Source organism: Chitinophaga jiangningensis, from assembly GCF_900142605.1.
GTDB classification, from domain to species: Bacteria; Bacteroidota; Bacteroidia; order Chitinophagales; family Chitinophagaceae; genus Chitinophaga; species Chitinophaga jiangningensis.
The window spans coordinates 461,954-480,128 of record NZ_FRBL01000007.1 but is presented as its reverse complement, the minus strand read 5'-3'; the positions used below and the strand labels follow the sequence as shown (position 1 = coordinate 480,128).

The following is an 18,175-nucleotide window of genomic DNA, read 5'->3' as shown; positions in this document are numbered from 1 at the left end:
TGGCTACTCCTGTTCAGTGACGGTTTTAGCCAGGTCGTTGCCACTATAAAGCCGGATAGCCGTTTTCCCGGTTTTGGGAATACTCCCCAGCCATAGCGGAACGATTGCCGCAGAGCCTTTCTCCGCATTAGCGGCCGCTGAAAAGTGCAGGGCAGCATTGTTGGTGTTTGTGTTGAGGGTGGCTGAATCCAGCGACAGCTGTGTGCCGTAGTAGGTTGGGGGCATGGTAGCCGCAATCACCACACTGGTGCCAAAATCAGGGGCTACTACATTATCCGCCATCGTTCTGGCCATGCCAAACAGGCTGTCAAATGTCTGCTGGTTATCGATCACCCAAAAGGTAAGGCTATCGGTGATCGTCACCGTATTCTTCACAAAAAAACCTGACAGCGGCTTTACGTCCAGCTGGGTAATCGGGTCAGGAGAGGTAGCTACCGTGCTGTCCATATCCTCCGTGTGTTGTTGGGGGGTATTCTGACAGGACAACGCCATGATCAGCATGGCAGCGGAAATAAAGGTTTTAAGCATAATCAGAAATTTTTTCAAATTATTGAACAGGTGGTGGCACCGGTGCCTTTGATAAGGAAATCAGCAGGGAAATGTTGCCCACACTGTGTTTGCCGGTACCGCTCATCCAGGCCGACCTGGTTTGTTGCGTATAGATGACGGAGCATCGGTTGAAGCCGAATCCGACCCCGTAGTCGATGCCCACTGTAAAGTGTTTCATATGCGTCACCTGCTGGCTGGACTGATCTATAAAATCTTCATTACGCCACTTAAAAATTCCTCCCTGCAGCAGGGCATTGTAATACACGATATTAAACATGGGATTGCCGAAGGCATACACCTGGAATTTGTTTCTGGTAGCGATTTTCAGATCAGCATTACCAAAATACGGATTAAATTTTCCTACCCTGATCACTGACTTTGCCTGCATGGAAGCCACCATGGTACCCGCTTGAGCAGTGGCGCTACCCACGATTTCGAGGAAGGGTTTAGGGGTATAGAGCATTCGCTCGTAGGTGAAATTATAGTTCAACAGCGGAGCATTGGGCACCTGATGCTCCCAGCCATTGGGCTTTTGATAATGGATCAGGTTATGAAAAAACGTCTGGGTTTCTTCCGCAAATGACCATGGGCCCATTACCCCAAACAGAAGTTCCGAGTGCAGACTGTATTGCTTCTCCGTATTATAGGAAGTGAGCTCATGGCGGGCAAACAGCGCACCGGCGTAGTAAAAGTCGTCCGGTATAAAAGAAGAATCACTGATGATATTCGGTGTGATCATGATCTGCATCAGGTTCCATTCCCATACATTGATCGCTTGTTTACCCGCTTTCGGCATTATCCATTTATCCAGAAACCTGCTCGGCTTATATTTCATATAGCGGTAACCGATAAGCGTACCGTTACTGTAAGCCCTGTCAGTTCCCTTGCCCCAGATGTTGAAGAAGTCATCATCTTCGTATATCCGTAGGAGTCGTGTGGCGTTTTGTGTAATCTGGGCCAGCGCCATAACGGGGATGCCCATGAGCAGGATCAATAGTAGCGTTATTTTCATGCCGTAGATATTAATGCCTATCGGAGTAATAACCATCTATCATGATCCATTGTTGAGCCGGTGTATGCTAAAAAATCTTGAAGATCTCGAATGCATCACGGGAGAGCTGTTCCCGGTGATCCGGGTGTGCAATATTGATTAGCTCCTGGGCTCTTTGTTTCAGGTTTTTCCCTTGCAGGTAAGCGATACCGTATTCTGTAACTACGTAGTGCACATGTGCCCTGGTAGTTACTACGCTGGCGCCGGGTTGCAGCCGTGATACGATGCGGGAAATGCCTTTAGACGTGGCGGATGGGATGGCGATGATCGGTTTCCCGCCCTGGGAAAGGGCTGCACCGCGCATGAAATCCATCTGACCACCTACGCCGCTGTATTGCCTGATGCCGATAGAGTCTGCACAAACCTGCCCGAAAATATCAATTTCGATGGCGCTGTTAATGGCAGTAACCTTTGGATTTTTGCGGATGTTAGTAGGGTTGTTAACGTACTCCACATCCAGCAGGCGCACGATGAGGTTATTATCCATGAAATCGTACAGGCGGCGGGAACCAATGGCGAAGCTGGAAATCAGCAAACCCGGTTGTATAGCTTTTTTGCGGCCGGTAATCACGCCTTTTTCCACGAGGTCGATGATGCCATCCGAAAACATTTCTGTATGGATACCCAGGTCCTTATGTGTATCCAGGCATTGGAGCACTGCGTTGGGAATACCGCCGATGCCCATTTGCAGCGTGGCGCCATCGTCGATCAGGGAAGCTACATGCTGGCCTATAGACAATTCCGCCTGGCTGGGGGCATTAATTTTTTGTTCATAAATGGGGTAGTCAGCTTCCACAGCGGCATTTATACGGGAGATGTGAATGACGCCGTCACCCAATACCCGCGGCATAGAAGGATTGATTTCTGCAATAATCACGGGGGCCAGTTCAATCGCTGACCGGCTCACGTCGCATGACACGCCTAAGGTGCAGTACCCGTTTTTATCCGGCGGTGAAACGGAGATCAGGGCTACATCAATGGGGTGGTCCATAGAGCGGAAGTACTTGGGTATTTCGCTGAGGAACATGGGTACGTAGTTGGCGCGACCTTCATTCACCGCTTTACGGATGTTTTTGCCAACGAAGAAGGTATCTACCTGGAAGGAGTTGACGTGTTCCACATCGGCATAGGGTGCATCCCATTCCGTGTGAATGCTTACCAGTCGTACGTTCTGGAGTTCGTGACTGCGGCGTGCCATTTCTTTTACGAGTAATTTTGGTGTGGCTGCAGCGGTATGTATGAATACGGTATTATTGGATTGAATGAGTTGTACGGCTTCTGCAGCAGATGTGTAGGGCATATGTTCGGATTTAACTACGCTAATGTATGGTGCCGGGGGCTGCTGAAAAATGAGTAATGTCATATCTGCGCAGCGGGTGGCTTCGTTTGGTGATAGGAACAAGTGATAACGGGTAATTGTTGGCAGGGCAGCCCTTGTCATTTTTTTGTTCAGGGAGATATAAATCTATATATTGGAAAATAATTAATATCACGGAACAGGCCGCTATGGCCGATTTCAAAAATGGAGTTGTCCATTCTAGCTGCAAGTGTGCATAAATTTTGCCGGTGCAGCTGTATCAAATACTTTTGGAATGTCATATTTTAGCAATCTAAACCGGTACTACTACTAATTGCGGAGAGATCTGGCACATATAAGTGAGCAAGCGCTGATAGATCGGCTTATTTTAGGGGACCCTGCAGCCAGGGAATTTCTTTATGACCGATATGCAGCTGCTTTGTATGGTGTAGTGCTCCAGTTGGTTCCTGTAAAAGATAGAGCCAGCGATGTGATGGTCCGGGTGTTTACCTGGGTATATCTAAATATCAAAAGTTATCAGACCTCCGGTTACAAGACGCTATTCGCATGGCTGTTGCGCAAAACCAGGGAAATGGCTATCAAAGAGGCCATACCGGAAGGGTCGCTGATCGGCACCGAATTGATCAGAAATGAAGAAGGAGTGTTACAGCGTTTTTATGTAAGGCTACCCACAGCAGAGCAACAGGTTTTCCGGTTGTGTTATTTCAGAGGATTATCAACAACAACGATAGCCCGTATGATGGCAATATCAGAAGGGCAGGTAAATGAAATATTGGAAGCTGCCATGAAGGCTTTCAGAAAATTCTTATCAGACACTTGGAACTAAAGTTTTACATAGAAAGCGGGATCATTGAATCCTACGTCTTAGGACTCGTATCAGAGGCTGAAGCAGAAGAGTTTCAGCTGATGAGAAAACTTTATCCTGAGCTCGAAACCGAAATCGAAGTGGTGGAGCGCAGGATAGAAAGAGCCGCCTTCGACGAAGCGGTACTACCTCCGGCAGAGGTAAAGGACCGCGTTATGCAAAGCTTTCGCTGGGAAGGTAACGGTGCGGGTGCCGGATTTGGTGGCGCTACGGCAGACCCTCCTCCCAACTACACCTTTATCAACATCCAGCCAAAAGACGGCGACCAGATAACGGTCCACAAAAACTGGCGGTTGTTCTTTATTTTCGTGGTGTTACTGGCAAAAATCCTCCTGTTTTTTGCCATCTTCTATTTCCTGAAATATGCACAGGTAAAAGAAGAACAGAAAAAAACAGGTCTGTATTACCATCCCTCCTCCATTACAGTCTCCCAGGTTTCCAAATAGCTGAAAATATTTTTTCACTTTGAGAATCCAGTTGCCATTAAAAGACGTAAGTATTATTACTAATATATTTATTAGTTAAGCTTGACGGACTTATATTATTTATCTTGAATATTAAGGAATATATCGACAGTGGTATCATCGAGCGGTATCTGCTTGGATTGGCCACTCCTGAACAGGAGGCCGAGCTGCAGTACCTGCGGGAAATATATCCGGTCCTGCGCAGGGAAGCGGAGGCTGTAGAGCTGCGCCTGGAAACGATGGTATTCGAGGAAGCAGTGAAGCCGCCGCCAGCTATCAAAACCAGGGTCATGGATGAGATTCGTGAGCCCTACTCCCACGAATCCTATAACGGCAGAAACTATACGAATAATAACAACGATACTTATATCCACCTCAATCCAGGATGGAAACGACAAATCACCGTGAGCGTATGGTGGAGATGTGCCTTCATCGCCATGTGTGTAGCCTTGATGGCATTGGCAGCCACTACCTTGTATCTGCACAACCAGGTGCAACGCCTCCAGGACGTGATCATTCACCACAATTATCCCTCTCCGCCAGCCACGCGCTGATACATTACAATTTCATTTGGTACGTTTATTGCAAATGCTGAAATTGCCGGCGATTTCAACGGGTTAAACCTTATAGGGATACCGTATGTTGTTATCAACAAGAGCATTTAAAATAAACAAATACACTTTCCATGAAAAATTTATCATTTGCTGCTGTACTGCTCGCAATGATCGCTATTATCGGATCTGCTTGCACTCCTAAACAAGGCGTAACCACCGACATTAATAAAGCTGCTGTAAAAGGTAACTGGGTACTGACCGATGTTAAATATGAAGGGATTCCTGATAACGCCAAAGTAACCGTTTTCGACCAGGCAGAAGCTAAATGTTTCATCGGAAGCCAGTGGGTATTGCCAGATAACGCTGCCATGGGTTCTTACACCCTCAGCGCCAGCGATAATGCCTGCGCTCCCGCTTCTCAGAAAATCGTTTGGTCTATCTTCAAAGGTGCCAACGGTATGCAGTTCCAGTTTAAAAAACTTTACTCCGGTGAAAAAGCGAAGAACGTGACCGACGGCTACCGTGTAGATATCCTCGGCGCCGGCAGCACCATGACCTGGAGAGCAAACGTAAACTTTGAAGGCAACAACGCAGCTATCATCTACACTTTACAGCGCCAGTAATCTGATACTAACATATTTCGTATAGCCGTTCCGATTATAACCGGAACGGCTTTTTTTATGCGGCCCAGAAATAGTATATTCGGTAAGCAGTAAAACCGGCATTTATATGAGCACGCAGCACACCAAAATCAAGTTCCTCGCCCATGCTAGTTTTCAAATAACTACCCCGGAAGGAAGAACCATTCTCATAGATCCATGGTATACCGACAATCCGTATCTCCCCGCCGGTACAACCATTCCGGAACAGGTGGATCTGATCCTGCTCACACATGGCCACGGCGATCACATGGATAAAAAGATTATTGAGATAATCCGCAACCTCTCGCCCAAAGTGATTGCCAATCCCGCCGTAAGAGCTTACCTGGCAAACAACAGTGTGCCTGCACATGTATTTGAAGCCATGAACGCCGGCGGCACCGTGTCATTGCTGGATGTAAGGATTACCATGACCAACGCCTTTCACCATGCAGCCATCACGCAGCCCGACGGCAAGCAAGGCTACCTGCACCAACCCAATGGCTTCATCGTCTGGCTCAGCGACGATGTATCTGTATACTACGCCGGCGATACCTCCGTATTCGGTGATATGGCCCTGATAGGTGAGATATACGAACCGGATATTGCCATACTCCCCATTGGCGACCGCTTTACCATGGGGCCGCTGGAAGCCGCTTTCGCCACCAGGTTGCTGAAAGTAAACCACGTTATTCCCTGTCATTACGGTACCATGCCCGCACTAACAGGAACGCCACAACGATTAAAAGAACTGACGCAAGACCTTTCGCACCTGGAAATACACGAGCTCAAACCCGGCGAAGAATTGGAAACTTCCGGGCTGAAGCTGAAGCATTGGTAAAAATCTGCCACTATTTTATCTGTAATACCAACTACTATGTTACCCCTGACAACGAGCAGGTTGATGGTATATCCGTGCCGGCTTCCATTGCTGACACATATATACCTCGGGAATGAACAAGCCGCCACAGCGCTGGATGCATACATCCCCGCCGAATGGCCCCCGGAAGACCTGAAAGAAATGATACCGTATTTTATTGAATCCCTGCAACATGATCCTAAAGCCTTTCCATGGCTGTTCTGGATCATCGTTACCCGGGCAGAAAGAACAGTGATCGGCAATGTAGGCTTTAAAGGCCGCCCGGATAAAAACGGTCAGGCCGAAATCAGTTATTACCTCCTGCCTGCATACAGAGGACAGGGTTATATGAGAGAAGCCGCGGCTGCACTGATCAGCTGGGCCTTCACGGCCACGCCTGTACGAAGAATAGTGGCGGAATGTGATGCTACCAACATCGCCTCGCTAAGGGTATTGCAAAAGCTGGGAATGCGGCTGGGATATAAGTCCGGAGATATGCTGTACTGGCATCTCCCTAAAAAATAAAAAACTACTCGGAAATATTCTGACGGGTAAAACGGATAAACAACTGCGCGAGTTTATCCTGCTGGCCTTGCAAATAGGTGAAATGCAGCTTCCTTACCAGTTTAAAATTCCGGATGGGCAGCACCACAAACTCACCTGCTTCCAGCTCGCGCTGTACTGCCTGCAGCGATATGAACGCTGCACATGGCGCATGATAGAGGTATGATTTAATGCTCTCCGTATTGCCCATATACATGGCAATATTGAGGTCCGTAATTTTCAGCTTCAGGCGCTTCAGCTCTTCCGTGAGCACTTCCAGCGTACCGGAACCATGCTCACGCATCAGCAGTGGAATGGTTTTTAATTCCGCCGGCGATAACGGCTCGCCATTACCGTAAGAATGCCTGGAATTGCCCACGAGCACAATTTCATCTTTCGCAAACTCCACATATTTTAACTGGGGATTTTTAGAGCTTCCTTCTATAATCCCCAGCTGTATACTTTTTTCAAACAGCGCTTGTTCAATCTGCTCCGTATTGCCACTGGTCAGTGAAGTTTTCACATCGGGATAACGCTGGTTAAACTTCGCCATCAGCGGTGGAATCAGGTACTGCGCAATGGTACTGCTGGCGCCAATCGGCAACATACCACCCTGGGTATGTTTGAGTTGATTAATGTCGTATTCCAGGTTACGGTAATCGGCAAAAATGATTTCTGTATGGTGCATCACCAACTGACCTGCACGGGTCAGTTTAATCTTGTTACCGATGCGCTCAAATACAGCCATACCAAGCTGCTGCTCCAGTTCGTGAATATGCTTTGTAACTGCCGGCTGGGAAATATAAAGCTCTTCCGCTGCCTTGGTAAAACTGAGGCGCTTGGCTACGGTATGAAATACTTTGAGTCTGAAATCGAACATGTGATAAAAATACTTAAAATCCGCTATTATGGATGAATATAGGCCCAGCCTTCCGTTTGTTTGATGATCAGCTCACCGTTACCGCTCGGCGTGTACTGGATAAACGGGAATAACTCGGATTTGGAAATGTTACGCTCTTTCAGTGTATTCTCGCACTCCACCAGGATAACACCTTTGGCTTTCAGGTCCTGCAACAGCTGTTCGTAAGGCTTACTCTTTTGAAATACCGCTACACCGCTGCCATGAGCCACCAGTTCCACAGTAAGCCTGTTTTGTAGTCGCGGGTCGGAAAGTGCGTTGCTGATGTTTCTTAACGTAGCACGGATAACTTTATCATCGTCACTGTTGAGTTGGTAAACAGCCTTAAACGTGGATGGCTGCTGGGCTTTGGCTTGCAGAAAACTACAGGCGCAAATAGCCGCTGCTAATAGTAATTGCTTCATGATCGCAATATAAAAACAAAAGCGCCGATTTGCGGCGCTTTCGTTTTTATGATTTTTTCTTGCCTGCGTCTTTGTTATTGGATTTGTAACGCATGTCCGGAGTACCATCTTTCTTTTTAGGCCCTTCGGTTTTGGCGGTTTGTTTGTTTTCTTTGAACCGCTTATCCGGTGTGCCGTCCTTCTTGGTTGGCGTAGCCTTGGCGGTGGCTTCTTTCTTGGTGGCCTCTTTTTTAGTGGCTGTGGCAGGTGTTTGCGCTATGGCTGCTGAAACGATCAGCATAAGTGCCATCAGGCCGGTCAGAAACTTTTTCATAAAAATATGTTTCCAAAAAATTAAGAAAAATTTCTATAAATAATATACCCACCCGGGCTTTTTAAGGGAGATTTAATTTTTCTCTACCCACATGCCATTGTCCCTGATCAGATTAATCAGTTCATCCACTGCCACATCGCTGTTAAGCCCTTTCTTTACAATTTCTTTGCCCCTGTACAGTGTGATTTTACCTACGCCGCTGCCTACATAGCCAAAGTCGGCATCCGCCATTTCCCCTGGTCCGTTTACGATACAACCCATAATGGCGATTTTAACGCCTTTCAGGTGGTGGGTCACCGCGCGTATGCGAGCCGTGGTTTCCTGTAAATCAAACAGTGTACGGCCACAGGAAGGGCAGGAGATGTATTCAGTTTTGGAGATGCGGGTACGGGTAGCCTGTAAAATGCCAAAGGCTACATTGTTGAGCGTAGCATACTGACTGGCATCCATTGGCTGGTTAGTTAACCAGATGCCATCGCCAAAGCCGTCCAGCAGCAGGGCACCCGCTTCGGTAGCGTGGTGGATCAGGTGCTGGTCGTTTGTTTCCTGCTGACTGCTGCTGTGAATAATAACAGGAACGGTTATATTTTTTTCCAGCAGCAGGGTAAAGAACCGGCGTACATTAGCCATCGCGGTAGGTCCGGTGCTGCCTGCACAAAATACCATAGTGGCCGCTTGTTGGGGGTCTGTGGCTAGTTGCAGCAGGGATGCTATTTCCGGTGTGTCCAGGTTATCGCAGTTCACGGCAATAAACTGTTCTTTGGCTTTCGGTCCTGCTTTGCCAGCCTGCAGGTATTCAGTAGTGGTATAATAAGGGAGATATTGATCTTTCTCAGCGAGGGTATTCCAGGTAGCGGCATTGAGTACTACACGCAACGTGCCTGGTAATCCAAAGGCAGGCACCTGGTCGGCAGTGTAGATGTAATCCGCCGCGGCATCTGCAATATTCCATTTGTCGCTGGGTTCATCGTAGGTGTAGCCGATGGCGGTAAGGTCGGCAGGCTGAAGCGCTGCGGCATTCCTGTAATCAGCAACCACTACCGGTACCTGCTTAGCGCCAATATTCTCAACGGCTTCACTGTCCCTCCGTTTGTAGGTGAAAGGGGAGTATGGCACATGTATCAGCGGTGTTGTTGTGGCTTCAGGTGTGGGAGTGCGGTTGGTATATCGCTTAATAATATCGCGGCATACCGGCAGTTCGAACTCAGGGTCCTCCGTGAGGGATACGCGAATGGTATCACCCACGCCATCTTCCAGTAAAGTGCCTATTCCGATGGCGGATTTAATGCGGCCATCTTCCCCGTCGCCGGCCTCCGTTACGCCCAGGTGCAACGGATAGCTGTGACCCAGTTCCTGCTGCATGGTTTGCACCAGCAGGCGGTAGGCTTGCACCATCACCTGTGGGTTGCTGGCTTTCATACTCAATACAATGTTGCGGTAACTCAGGTCTTCCGCAATACGCAGGAATTCCATAGCGCTCTCCACCATCCCCATTGGGGTATCACCGTAGCGACTCATGATACGATCGCTCAAGGAACCGTGGTTAGTACCAATGCGCATAGCAGTACCGTTTTCCTGGCAGATTTTCACCAGCGGCGTAAAACGTTCCCGGATACGGTCTATCTCTTCCTGGTATTCACTATCCGTGTAATCCAGTGTTTCGAATTTCTTTTTATCAACATAGTTCCCCGGGTTGATACGTACTTTTTCCACTATGCGGGCGGCTATTTCCGCTGCATTAGGTGTAAAGTGAATATCAGCCACCAGTGGCGTATGGTAACCTTGACGGCGAAGTTCTTTTTTGATGGCCAGCAGGTTTTCTGCCTCTTTTTTGCTGGGGGCAGTAATCCTTACCAATTCAGCGCCCGCTTCGATGCAACGTATGGTTTGGGCCACAGTAGCAGCCGTATCCATTGTATCGGTAGTAGTCATGGTCTGAATGCGGATAGGGTGATGGTTGCCTATCACCAGGTCTCCCACTTTCACCTCTAAGGTGTCCAGACGTTTGTAGGATGTTAATGAGTTGCAATAAAGCTGCATGCGATTATGTTTTCCTTGCTGTGCAAAGTTAAGAAAGTGGGCTTCAATATTCCTTGCAGAAAGGAACATTAAGTTTTTCTGAATAAACGGAGCATTTTGTGCCCTGTTATTCAGAAAAATCCCCCCGCCAACGGCGGGGGGATTTTTCTGCTATATGCTTAGTTAGTTGATTACCAATCTTTTTCAACCGGAACGACCTGGCCTTTAGCCTTCTTGGTTTTATCCTGAAGTTTCTTTTCTTCCTGCCCTAAGGCCTGCAGGAGCCTTTCAGCTTCCTGTTTGCTCATTTTACTGGGCTGTGGTTCTGGTTTCTGCTGCTCCTGGTTTTGTTTGTCTTTATCCTGCTGGTCTTTGTTTTGCTGATCCTTATCTTTATCCTGTTTGTCTTTATCCTTGTTTTGCTGGTCTTTGTTCTGGTCTTTGTTCTGGTCTTTATTTTTATCTTTCTTATCCTTGTCTTTATCCTTGTTTTTGTCTTTGTTGTCGCCGCCGCCACCTTGGTTTTGCTGCTTTTTCAGCATTGCCTGTGCATAGGCGAGGTTATAGCGGGCATCTTCATCTTTAGGATTAATTTTCAGTGCCTGTTTGTACGATTTGATGCTCTCTTCCCACTTTTTATCTTCCATGAAGGTATTGCCGATGTTGTAGTCGGCATCAGATTTCAGGTCTTTTTTATCTGCCAGTTTCAGGCTGTTAGCGTATTGGTTACGTGCTTCTTCGTACCGTTTTTGCTTATACAGCGAGTTACCGAGGTTATAGTTACCTGCGGCCGACTGTGCGTTTTGCTCCAGGGCCTTTTTGTAGTTGGCTTCCGCGTCGGCAAATTGTTGTTTACTGTACAGCTCATTGCCCTTGCGGATGTATTTATTGCCGGAACCTTTTTGCTGTGCGCTGGCCGAAAGGCCTGTCAGCACTGCAATGCAGATAAATCCATATTTTATTAACTGTAGTTTCATGTGTGTTGTTGTTGTTATGCTACTGAAGATGGCAATTCCTCTTTTTTCTTACGGCGTACTTCCGGGATAAAGAATTCTATCAGTAACAATGCCAGGGCTACGCCCAGGAAATATTGAAAATAGCTGTTGTAATCGGTGAAAATGTTTTCGCCAAACTCTTTTTGTTCCATGCTGTCAATTTTGGCAGCGAGGGAGTTGACCACTTCATCGGTATTATTTTCCAGGTGTTCGTAAATACCGTGGCCGGCGTAGGCGATGCCTTTCAGCTCCGCTTCATTGAGTTTGGATACTACGGTGTTGCCTTCCCTGTCTTTTTTATAGCCGCCGGTTTCAGGGTCGGGCAGGGGAGAACCGGTGGTAGAACCGATACCAATTGTATTGATAACCACCCCGTTTTCGAAGGCTGCTTTGGTTTTTTGCACCGCGGTTTCGTCATGGTCTTCCCCGTCAGAAATTACGATGAGTGCTTTATGTTTACGTTCTTTTTTATTGAAGGCATCATCGGCAGTCTGTATAGCTTGTCCGATCGCAGTTCCCTGGGTAGGGATCATGTCGGGCGATACAGTGCTCAGGTACATTTTTGCTGCCGAATAATCGATGGTGAGTGGCATCTGGAGGTAGGAGTTGCCGGCAAAAACCACGAGACCGATACGGTCGTTTTCCAGTTTGTCCATCAACTTGGTAATCAGCTGTTTGGCGCGTGTGAGGCGGTCGGGTTGTACATCCGTGGCCAGCATACTTTTACTTACGTCCAGTGCGATCATTACATCCACGCCTTTACGGGTGATTTTCTCCATACGGCTGCCTTTCTGGAGGTTGGCCAGGCCAATTACGCCAAAAAAGAAAGCGAAGAATATCAGGAAAAATTTGAGCACAAAAAGTTTGCGGGAGTAACCGGTGAAGAGCTTTTCCACCAGCGCCGGATCGCCCATACGTTTGATAGACCTGCGTTTCCACCAGGATACAGCCAGGAAGGCCAGCTGTAAAACCAGCAGGAGGGTCAGTGCCCATAAATACTCACTATGCTGAAATCGTAACATATTCTATTTTAAGATATTCATTACCGGTAGTAAACCAGGTAAGAACTCAAAAATAATTTTTTTGTAACGTATTCCAAGTGGCGGGTGCAGGGTTTAGGTATTTTTTAACGCTAAAAAGGGGTTCATAAAGTGAAAAGGGCCCAGGACCTTTGGTCCTGAGCCTTTTTCCAATGATCGTGTGTCAATGGCACGCGATCATTGGAGAGAAGAAATTATTACATCTCCCCTTTATAATAACCTGCATCCGTGAGGATATTACGAAGGATGGTAGCACGTGCCTTTACCATGTCGAAGTTAGGATCTTCAGATTCGATGTTGAGCACGAAGAAGGTTGGATGCCTGTTTTCTTCGATCCAGCCTACCATCCAGCCGATATGTTTTTTGCCTTCTCTGCCCCAGCCGGTTTTGTGGAAGAGCTCATATTTATCGGTCTTTTCGCGAAGCATCATGCCTCTCACTTCTCTCATCGCAGTTTTGGAGAAAGGCAGCTGATCGAAATATAATTTCTTTACAAGACCCAATTGCTCATCAGGAGTGATTTTCAGGGAATTGTCCAGCCAGAAGGTGTCAATACGGCTGATTTTCATGTTGCCATATTTTACGGAATCCAGCCACAGCTGCATGCCTTTCTGACCAATGCGGCGGGCTAATTCCTGGTAATACGGTACGGCGGATACCCTGAAGGCTTCGCCCATCGACAGATCTTTATTCCACTCCGGCATTTCGCGTGTAACACTGTCCCATGGAATAACGAGGGTGGTATCTTTGGCCACACCTGTTTGCAGGCCTACCAGGGAGTTGAAAATCTTGAAGGTAGATGCAGGAAGGAATGGTTGTTTGGCGCGGTCCAGGTTATATACTTTGAACACACCATTGCTGTTGTTGAAGAGCATGAAGGTTCCTTCTACCTTAAATTCACTAAAGTATTTTTCCCAGCTTTTTTCTTCTTTAACGTTGTTGGGAGCACAGGCTGCCAAGGATATAACGACAACTGCCAGCACCCAGCCGAGTTTTTTGATCATGATCTAATATTTGGTAGCTGCAAAAGTAAGTATAAAGCTGAAAGCAAAAAGCCAAATGGCGCAAAGTGAAGGCAATCAATGCCACACCTTGCGCCAATTTCAGCATTTATGAGGATGGGAACTCCTGCCTTATTTAATTACCCCCAGTTCTTTACCCACTTTGGTAAAGGCGGCAATGGCCTTGTCCAGGTGTTCCTGTTCATGTGCCGCGCTAAGCTGCACGCGGATACGAGCCTGTCCTTTCGGTACTACCGGGAAGAAGAAACCGATCACGTAGATACCTTCTTTCAGGAGCTTATCTGCAAATTGCTGGCTCAATACGGCATCGTACAGCATTACCGGTACAATCGGGTGATCGCCTGGCTTGATGTCGAAGCCGGCTTCCGTCATTTTGCTGCGGAAATATTTGGTGTTGTATTCCAGTTTGTCGCGCAGGGCGGTGGTTTCGCTCAGCATATCCAGTACTGCAATGGAAGCGCCTACTATGCTTGGTGCTACCGAGTTGGAGAACAGGTATGGGCGGCTGCGCTGGCGCAGGATGTCGATTACTTCCTTAGGGCCGCTGGTGAAACCGCCGGATGCACCACCCAGGGCTTTACCCAGCGTGCCGGTGATGATATCAACCCGGCCCATTACGCCACGGTATTCGTGTGTACCGCGACCCGTTTTACCCAAAAATCCGGAAGAGTGGCTCTCGTCAGACATTACTATGGCATCGTATTTATCTGCCAGGTCGCAGATTTTATCCAGCTGGGCGATGGTACCATCCATGCTGAATGAACCATCGGTAACGATGATACGGCTGCGGCAATCTTTGGCTTCCTGCAGTTTTGCTTCCAGGTCAGCCATGTTATTGTGCTCATAACGGAAGCGTTGTGCCTTACACAGGCGCACCCCGTCAATAATAGAAGCGTGGTTCAGGGCATCGGAGATGATAGCATCCTGCTCGCCAAACAGGGGTTCAAATACACCGCCGTTTGCGTCGAAAGCTGCTACATATAGGATGGTATCTTCGGTGCCGAGAAATTTAGAAATTTTCTCTTCCAGTTCGCGGTGAATATCCTGGGTGCCACAAATAAAACGTACGCTGCTCATGCCGTAACCATGGGTATCGATCGCATCCTTGGCCGCTTTGATCACCGCCGGGTTAGATGACAGTCCGAGGTAGTTATTGGCGCAAAAGTTAATTACAGTTTCGCCTCCAACCTGTATTTCAGCTCCCTGCTCCGAAGTGATGATGCGCTCTCTTTTATACAGACCGGCCTTATTGATTTCGTCCAGTTCTTCCCGTAAGCGGGCAGTAAACTTGGTATTCATGTGTTTTTTTTCTGTTTTAACCTTGTAATTGCTTGTTGCAGCACTAAAATATTACGATTATCAATCGTTTAGGCCAGAACAGGAGATTGATGTAAAAAGTTTGACTGAGGTGTAACATTTAGTTACTGCTCTCCGTCATAATAATATCATGATTATTGATGCCATGATGGAGTAAACTGATGCAAATAACTTATAAAGAAGGAGTTATTTTTTCTCCAAATATATAAGAAATAGAAAGTCAGTTTGTTGTAACTGTTCCCTGCAACTGGTATGTGTGAGAGTGTGGTTTGTAAGTGGTGTGGGATAATAAAACCGGATTAGATCCGGGGATTGGCATTGAAGTATTTGTCGGAACTTAGCATTAAATCCCGCGCCACCTGAATGACGGAAAAGGAGTACAATAAGTGTGTGGATCTGTACTCGGACAATCTCTTTCGGTTCATTGTCAAGAATTTAGAGAACGCGGAAGATGCCCGGGACGTAGTACAGAACTCATTTGAGATATTGTGGAAGCACTGCCAGGATGTGCCTTTTGAAAAGGCCAAGTCATACCTGTTTACAGTAGGCTACCACAATATGATCGACCATGTCCGTAAGGTGAAGCGCATAACACTGGTAGAACAGTTTAAGGAAGAGGAGAAGATATCAGACCATAAGATAAACAATGCCAAGGAAGTGATAGCCCAGGCATTGGCCAAACTGAGTGAAGTACAGCGTTCGCTGGTGATGTTGAAGGATTATGAGGGTTATAGTTATGAAGAGATTGGAGAAATCATGAATCTGAACCCTTCCCAGGTAAAGGTTTACCTGCACAGGGCCAGAATTCATCTGAAGAACTACCTCGTAAAAATCGAAAATGTTATTTGATATTATTATAATTGCTAATAATTAGTTTGTCAATAGATATTAACATATCAAACTATGAGTCTTTCCTGCTTAGTTATATAGATAACGAGCTGAGTGAGGAAGAACGGTCTGCACTGGAAGCATTCCTGCAACACCATCCGGCCATCAGGCAGGAACTGGAGTTATTGGATAGCATCCGGCTGGAGCCCGATGAGGAGATCGTGTTTGATCAAAAGCACTCCCTGTACAGAGGCGTGGAGTCGGATGAGCATATACAATCTCTTCTGCTCGATTACATAGATGGCGAACTGGATACTGCCGGCCAGCTGGAACTGACCACTTATTTGCAGGAGCATCCTGAATCAGCTAATACATTGGCACGGTTTCAGGCGGCAAAACTTGATCCGTCTGAGCAGATTGTGTTTCCGGACAGAGCCCTGCTTTACCGCACCACAAAAACACAGGTGCGCCGCATATCTCCCGTATGGTGGGGGGCCGCCGCAGCAGTTGTGGCCGGGATACTGGTATGGATGATGCCTTTTAATAATGCGGAGCATCAGCCTGTTAAACCTGTGCTCGCTCACGTTACTCCCCAAACAGCTCCTGTGCCGGCGCCAGCCCCAACGGTACTGGATAAGAACGATGATTTAGTTAATAGTAATACTGTCACTACTCCTTCCGCAGAAAAAAGTACTGCTAAACTGCAGGCAACGGTAAAATCGAAGATTGCCACCGTGCAGCAGGAAGCTGTACCACTAACTGCTGCCAGCCAGGTGAACAAGCCTGATGTGGCAGCCGTACCATTGCCACCACCCAGAAATGTATCCCAGGAAATTGTTGAAAAGCAGGCTGCTACAGTTACACTACCATCTGTAGCCGCTAATCACCCGCTTGTAGCTGATAAACCAGTTGAGAAAGAACCAGTGATCGCAGCTAATGCGGCAATAAGTTCCGGCACAACTGCCAGCCGTCCCGCTCCGGAAATCAAAGGCGAACTGATCATCTCTGTTAGCGGAAGCGATAGTAAGATCCTGGATAAGGTGACCAATGTGGCTAAATTTTTCTCCCGGAAAAGGAATAAATAATATTTGAAAATAGCATATGAAGCATAAAAGTTTACTCACACTGTTGCTGTTGATGTTGTGGTCAGGATTAACTCATGCACAGAAGGCTGTTGATACTTACAAAGACCCCGCTGCAGCGGCCGATACCATTCAGATCAAAGGACTCATCATTATAAAAAGTAAGAACGATAAAGGCCGTAACAGCTATAAGTTCTACAGTGATACCGCCTACGCCAGAAACAAGCTCAAGAAAAATCTGCAAACCAGGTTCTTCGTATTTGATATAGGTTTTAATAACTATATTGACAGAAGTGATTACACCGGCGCTGCATACGTTAATTACTTTTCCGGCGTAAACCAGTATACCCAATTGGCAGCAGCCAATAAGGCCGCCTACAGCTATTCCGCAGTAGGTTTAGCCACTATGGCACCACGGTCTGCCAGCGAACCGCTCACGCCTTCCGAGTTTAAACTAATCACCGGAAAGTCTATCAATTTCAATATCTGGCTGTTAGAACAGCGACTTAATATAACAAAACACAAACTTAACTTGTTATATGCTGTAGGATTGGAAATGAATAACTACCGATATGCCCGTAATATCACCTACGAACCGGGCTATCCTACTACCATCATTCGTGATAGTATAGAGTTTTCAAAGAACAAGCTTTTTGCCGAATACATATCAATTCCGGTAATGCTGAACTTCAATTCTAACCCTGCCCGACCCGCACGCGCCTTCCAGGCAAGCTTCGGTGTTCAGGGAGGTTACCTCCTGAAAGGCAGAACTAAACAGGTAAGTGATGAAAGAGGAAAAGTCAGAAAGACAGATGACTTCAATCTGAATAAATGGCGTTTCGGACTCGCCAGTGAACTGGGTTACGGACCAGTTAAACTGTACGCTAATTTTGCACTCACCGCCCTGCATGACTACGGTTTGCAGCAGTATCCATTCTCCATCGGCTTGAGATTGAATGGATTCTAAATGTTTTTGACCAGATTCTAAATTGAAATTATGCGTTCATTAGTTGCCCTTATGGCCTGCATAGGCTGTATTGCATGGGTACATTCCTGTGATGAGAGACTGCTCGGCGTTCGTGTAGGAACGCAACCCGAAGTAAATATTCCTACACTGGCTAGCCCAGGAAGCCCTGTTGATAACGATCGTGCTGTATTTGCAGCCGCCAGTGCACTCGAACATACCATTGTAGCTGCACCTGCTAATGACAGGCAGCTGGCAAAAGTATATCACTCGAAATCAAGGGCTTACAGAAAACCCGCTGAACACGCAAACATCCTCCTTGCTACCGCTGTCAGTGAGGTCGACTCGATGTTTGTAAGCACGGTGAACTACACACAGTCCACTCGTCATAACACTGACCTCAACCCCTGAGAGGTATCCCGCTTACTCCA

Annotated in this window: 21 protein-coding genes; 10 read left to right on the top strand and 11 right to left on the bottom strand. The window is 47.2% G+C overall.

Going from position 1 to position 18,175, the window contains the following annotated elements; genetic code table 11:
• Positions 1–3 precede the first annotated feature (3 nt).
• The 3 genes from BUB18_RS20230 to BUB18_RS20220 all read right to left on the bottom strand — a co-directional run bounded on the left by BUB18_RS20230 (position 4) and on the right by BUB18_RS20220 (position 2,900).
• Positions 4–528: a hypothetical protein gene (locus BUB18_RS20230; protein WP_073084543.1), complete on the bottom strand. Its 525-nt coding sequence runs from the start codon at positions 526–528 to the stop codon at positions 4–6.
• Positions 529–547: 19 nt separating this feature from the next.
• Positions 548–1,561: a lipid A deacylase LpxR family protein gene (locus BUB18_RS20225; protein WP_178372161.1), complete on the bottom strand. Its 1,014-nt coding sequence runs from the start codon at positions 1,559–1,561 to the stop codon at positions 548–550.
• A 67-nt stretch (positions 1,562–1,628) separates the two neighbouring features.
• Entirely contained in the window at positions 1,629–2,900 is a 1,272-nt protein-coding gene (locus BUB18_RS20220; protein ID WP_073084749.1) for an acetyl-CoA hydrolase/transferase family protein, read from the bottom strand.
• Positions 2,901–3,231: 331 nt separating this feature from the next.
• Here BUB18_RS20220 and BUB18_RS20215 point away from each other — a divergent pair, with 331 nt between their 5' ends.
• The 6 genes from BUB18_RS20215 (at position 3,232) to BUB18_RS20190 (ending at position 6,823) form a co-directional block, all read left to right on the top strand.
• On the top strand, positions 3,232–3,744 hold the full coding sequence (locus tag BUB18_RS20215; RefSeq protein WP_073084539.1) for an RNA polymerase sigma factor: 513 nt from the start codon (positions 3,232–3,234) through the stop codon (positions 3,742–3,744).
• Complete coding sequence (locus BUB18_RS20210) at positions 3,735–4,229, top strand: hypothetical protein (RefSeq protein WP_073084538.1); 495 nt, start codon at positions 3,735–3,737, stop codon at positions 4,227–4,229. Before BUB18_RS20215 ends, BUB18_RS20210 begins: the two co-directional genes overlap by 10 nt.
• 104 nt (positions 4,230–4,333) lie before the next feature.
• On the top strand, positions 4,334–4,801 hold the full coding sequence (locus BUB18_RS20205; protein WP_073084536.1) for a hypothetical protein: 468 nt from the start codon (positions 4,334–4,336) through the stop codon (positions 4,799–4,801).
• A gap of 131 nt (positions 4,802–4,932) precedes the next feature.
• Positions 4,933–5,424, top strand: a complete 492-nt coding sequence (locus tag BUB18_RS20200; protein WP_083550350.1) for a lipocalin family protein — start codon at positions 4,933–4,935, stop codon at positions 5,422–5,424.
• A gap of 106 nt (positions 5,425–5,530) precedes the next feature.
• Positions 5,531–6,280, top strand: a complete 750-nt coding sequence (locus BUB18_RS20195) for a metal-dependent hydrolase (RefSeq protein WP_073084535.1) — start codon at positions 5,531–5,533, stop codon at positions 6,278–6,280.
• Positions 6,281–6,316: 36 nt separating this feature from the next.
• A complete protein-coding gene (locus BUB18_RS20190) occupies positions 6,317–6,823 on the top strand; it encodes a GNAT family N-acetyltransferase (protein WP_073084533.1) in 507 nt (168 codons plus the stop codon).
• Between the two features lie 4 nt (positions 6,824–6,827).
• Here the strand turns inward: BUB18_RS20190 and BUB18_RS20185 are convergent, their stop codons facing one another.
• The 8 genes from BUB18_RS20185 to kbl form a co-directional block, all read right to left on the bottom strand.
• Positions 6,828–7,721 (bottom strand): LysR substrate-binding domain-containing protein, encoded by an 894-nt coding sequence (locus BUB18_RS20185; RefSeq protein ID WP_073084531.1) that lies wholly within the window; start codon positions 7,719–7,721, stop codon positions 6,828–6,830.
• A 26-nt stretch (positions 7,722–7,747) separates the two neighbouring features.
• A complete protein-coding gene (locus tag BUB18_RS20180; RefSeq protein WP_073084529.1) occupies positions 7,748–8,164 on the bottom strand; it encodes a DsrE family protein in 417 nt (138 codons plus the stop codon).
• Positions 8,165–8,210: 46 nt separating this feature from the next.
• Positions 8,211–8,477 (bottom strand): hypothetical protein, encoded by a 267-nt coding sequence (locus tag BUB18_RS20175; RefSeq protein ID WP_073084527.1) that lies wholly within the window; start codon positions 8,475–8,477, stop codon positions 8,211–8,213.
• Between the two features lie 72 nt (positions 8,478–8,549).
• A complete protein-coding gene (gene ispG, locus BUB18_RS20170; RefSeq protein WP_073084745.1) occupies positions 8,550–10,517 on the bottom strand; it encodes a (E)-4-hydroxy-3-methylbut-2-enyl-diphosphate synthase in 1,968 nt (655 codons plus the stop codon).
• A 170-nt stretch (positions 10,518–10,687) separates the two neighbouring features.
• Positions 10,688–11,473 (bottom strand): tetratricopeptide repeat protein, encoded by a 786-nt coding sequence (locus BUB18_RS20165; RefSeq protein ID WP_073084525.1) that lies wholly within the window; start codon positions 11,471–11,473, stop codon positions 10,688–10,690.
• A 14-nt stretch (positions 11,474–11,487) separates the two neighbouring features.
• Positions 11,488–12,513, bottom strand: a complete 1,026-nt coding sequence (locus BUB18_RS20160) for a VWA domain-containing protein (protein WP_073084523.1) — start codon at positions 12,511–12,513, stop codon at positions 11,488–11,490.
• A 215-nt stretch (positions 12,514–12,728) separates the two neighbouring features.
• Positions 12,729–13,535, bottom strand: a complete 807-nt coding sequence (gene blaOXA / locus BUB18_RS20155) for a class D beta-lactamase (protein ID WP_073084521.1) — start codon at positions 13,533–13,535, stop codon at positions 12,729–12,731.
• A gap of 129 nt (positions 13,536–13,664) precedes the next feature.
• The gene (gene kbl, locus BUB18_RS20150) at positions 13,665–14,852 is read right to left on the bottom strand and encodes a glycine C-acetyltransferase (RefSeq protein ID WP_073084519.1); all 1,188 of its coding nucleotides are present in this window, start codon (positions 14,850–14,852) and stop codon (positions 13,665–13,667) included.
• Between the two features lie 381 nt (positions 14,853–15,233).
• On the opposite strand from kbl, the gene BUB18_RS20145 reads away from it, so the two are divergent.
• From BUB18_RS20145 to BUB18_RS20130, 4 genes are read left to right on the top strand one after another with little or no spacing between them, the layout of a single operon-like run.
• Complete coding sequence (locus BUB18_RS20145; protein ID WP_073084517.1) at positions 15,234–15,719, top strand: RNA polymerase sigma factor; 486 nt, start codon at positions 15,234–15,236, stop codon at positions 15,717–15,719.
• A gap of 26 nt (positions 15,720–15,745) precedes the next feature.
• On the top strand, positions 15,746–16,783 hold the full coding sequence (locus BUB18_RS20140) for an anti-sigma factor (RefSeq protein WP_073084515.1): 1,038 nt from the start codon (positions 15,746–15,748) through the stop codon (positions 16,781–16,783).
• A 16-nt stretch (positions 16,784–16,799) separates the two neighbouring features.
• A complete protein-coding gene (locus BUB18_RS20135) occupies positions 16,800–17,747 on the top strand; it encodes an outer membrane beta-barrel protein (protein WP_073084514.1) in 948 nt (315 codons plus the stop codon).
• A 30-nt stretch (positions 17,748–17,777) separates the two neighbouring features.
• On the top strand, positions 17,778–18,155 hold the full coding sequence (locus BUB18_RS20130; RefSeq protein WP_143160017.1) for a hypothetical protein: 378 nt from the start codon (positions 17,778–17,780) through the stop codon (positions 18,153–18,155).
• The last annotated feature ends 20 nt before the right edge of the window (positions 18,156–18,175 follow it).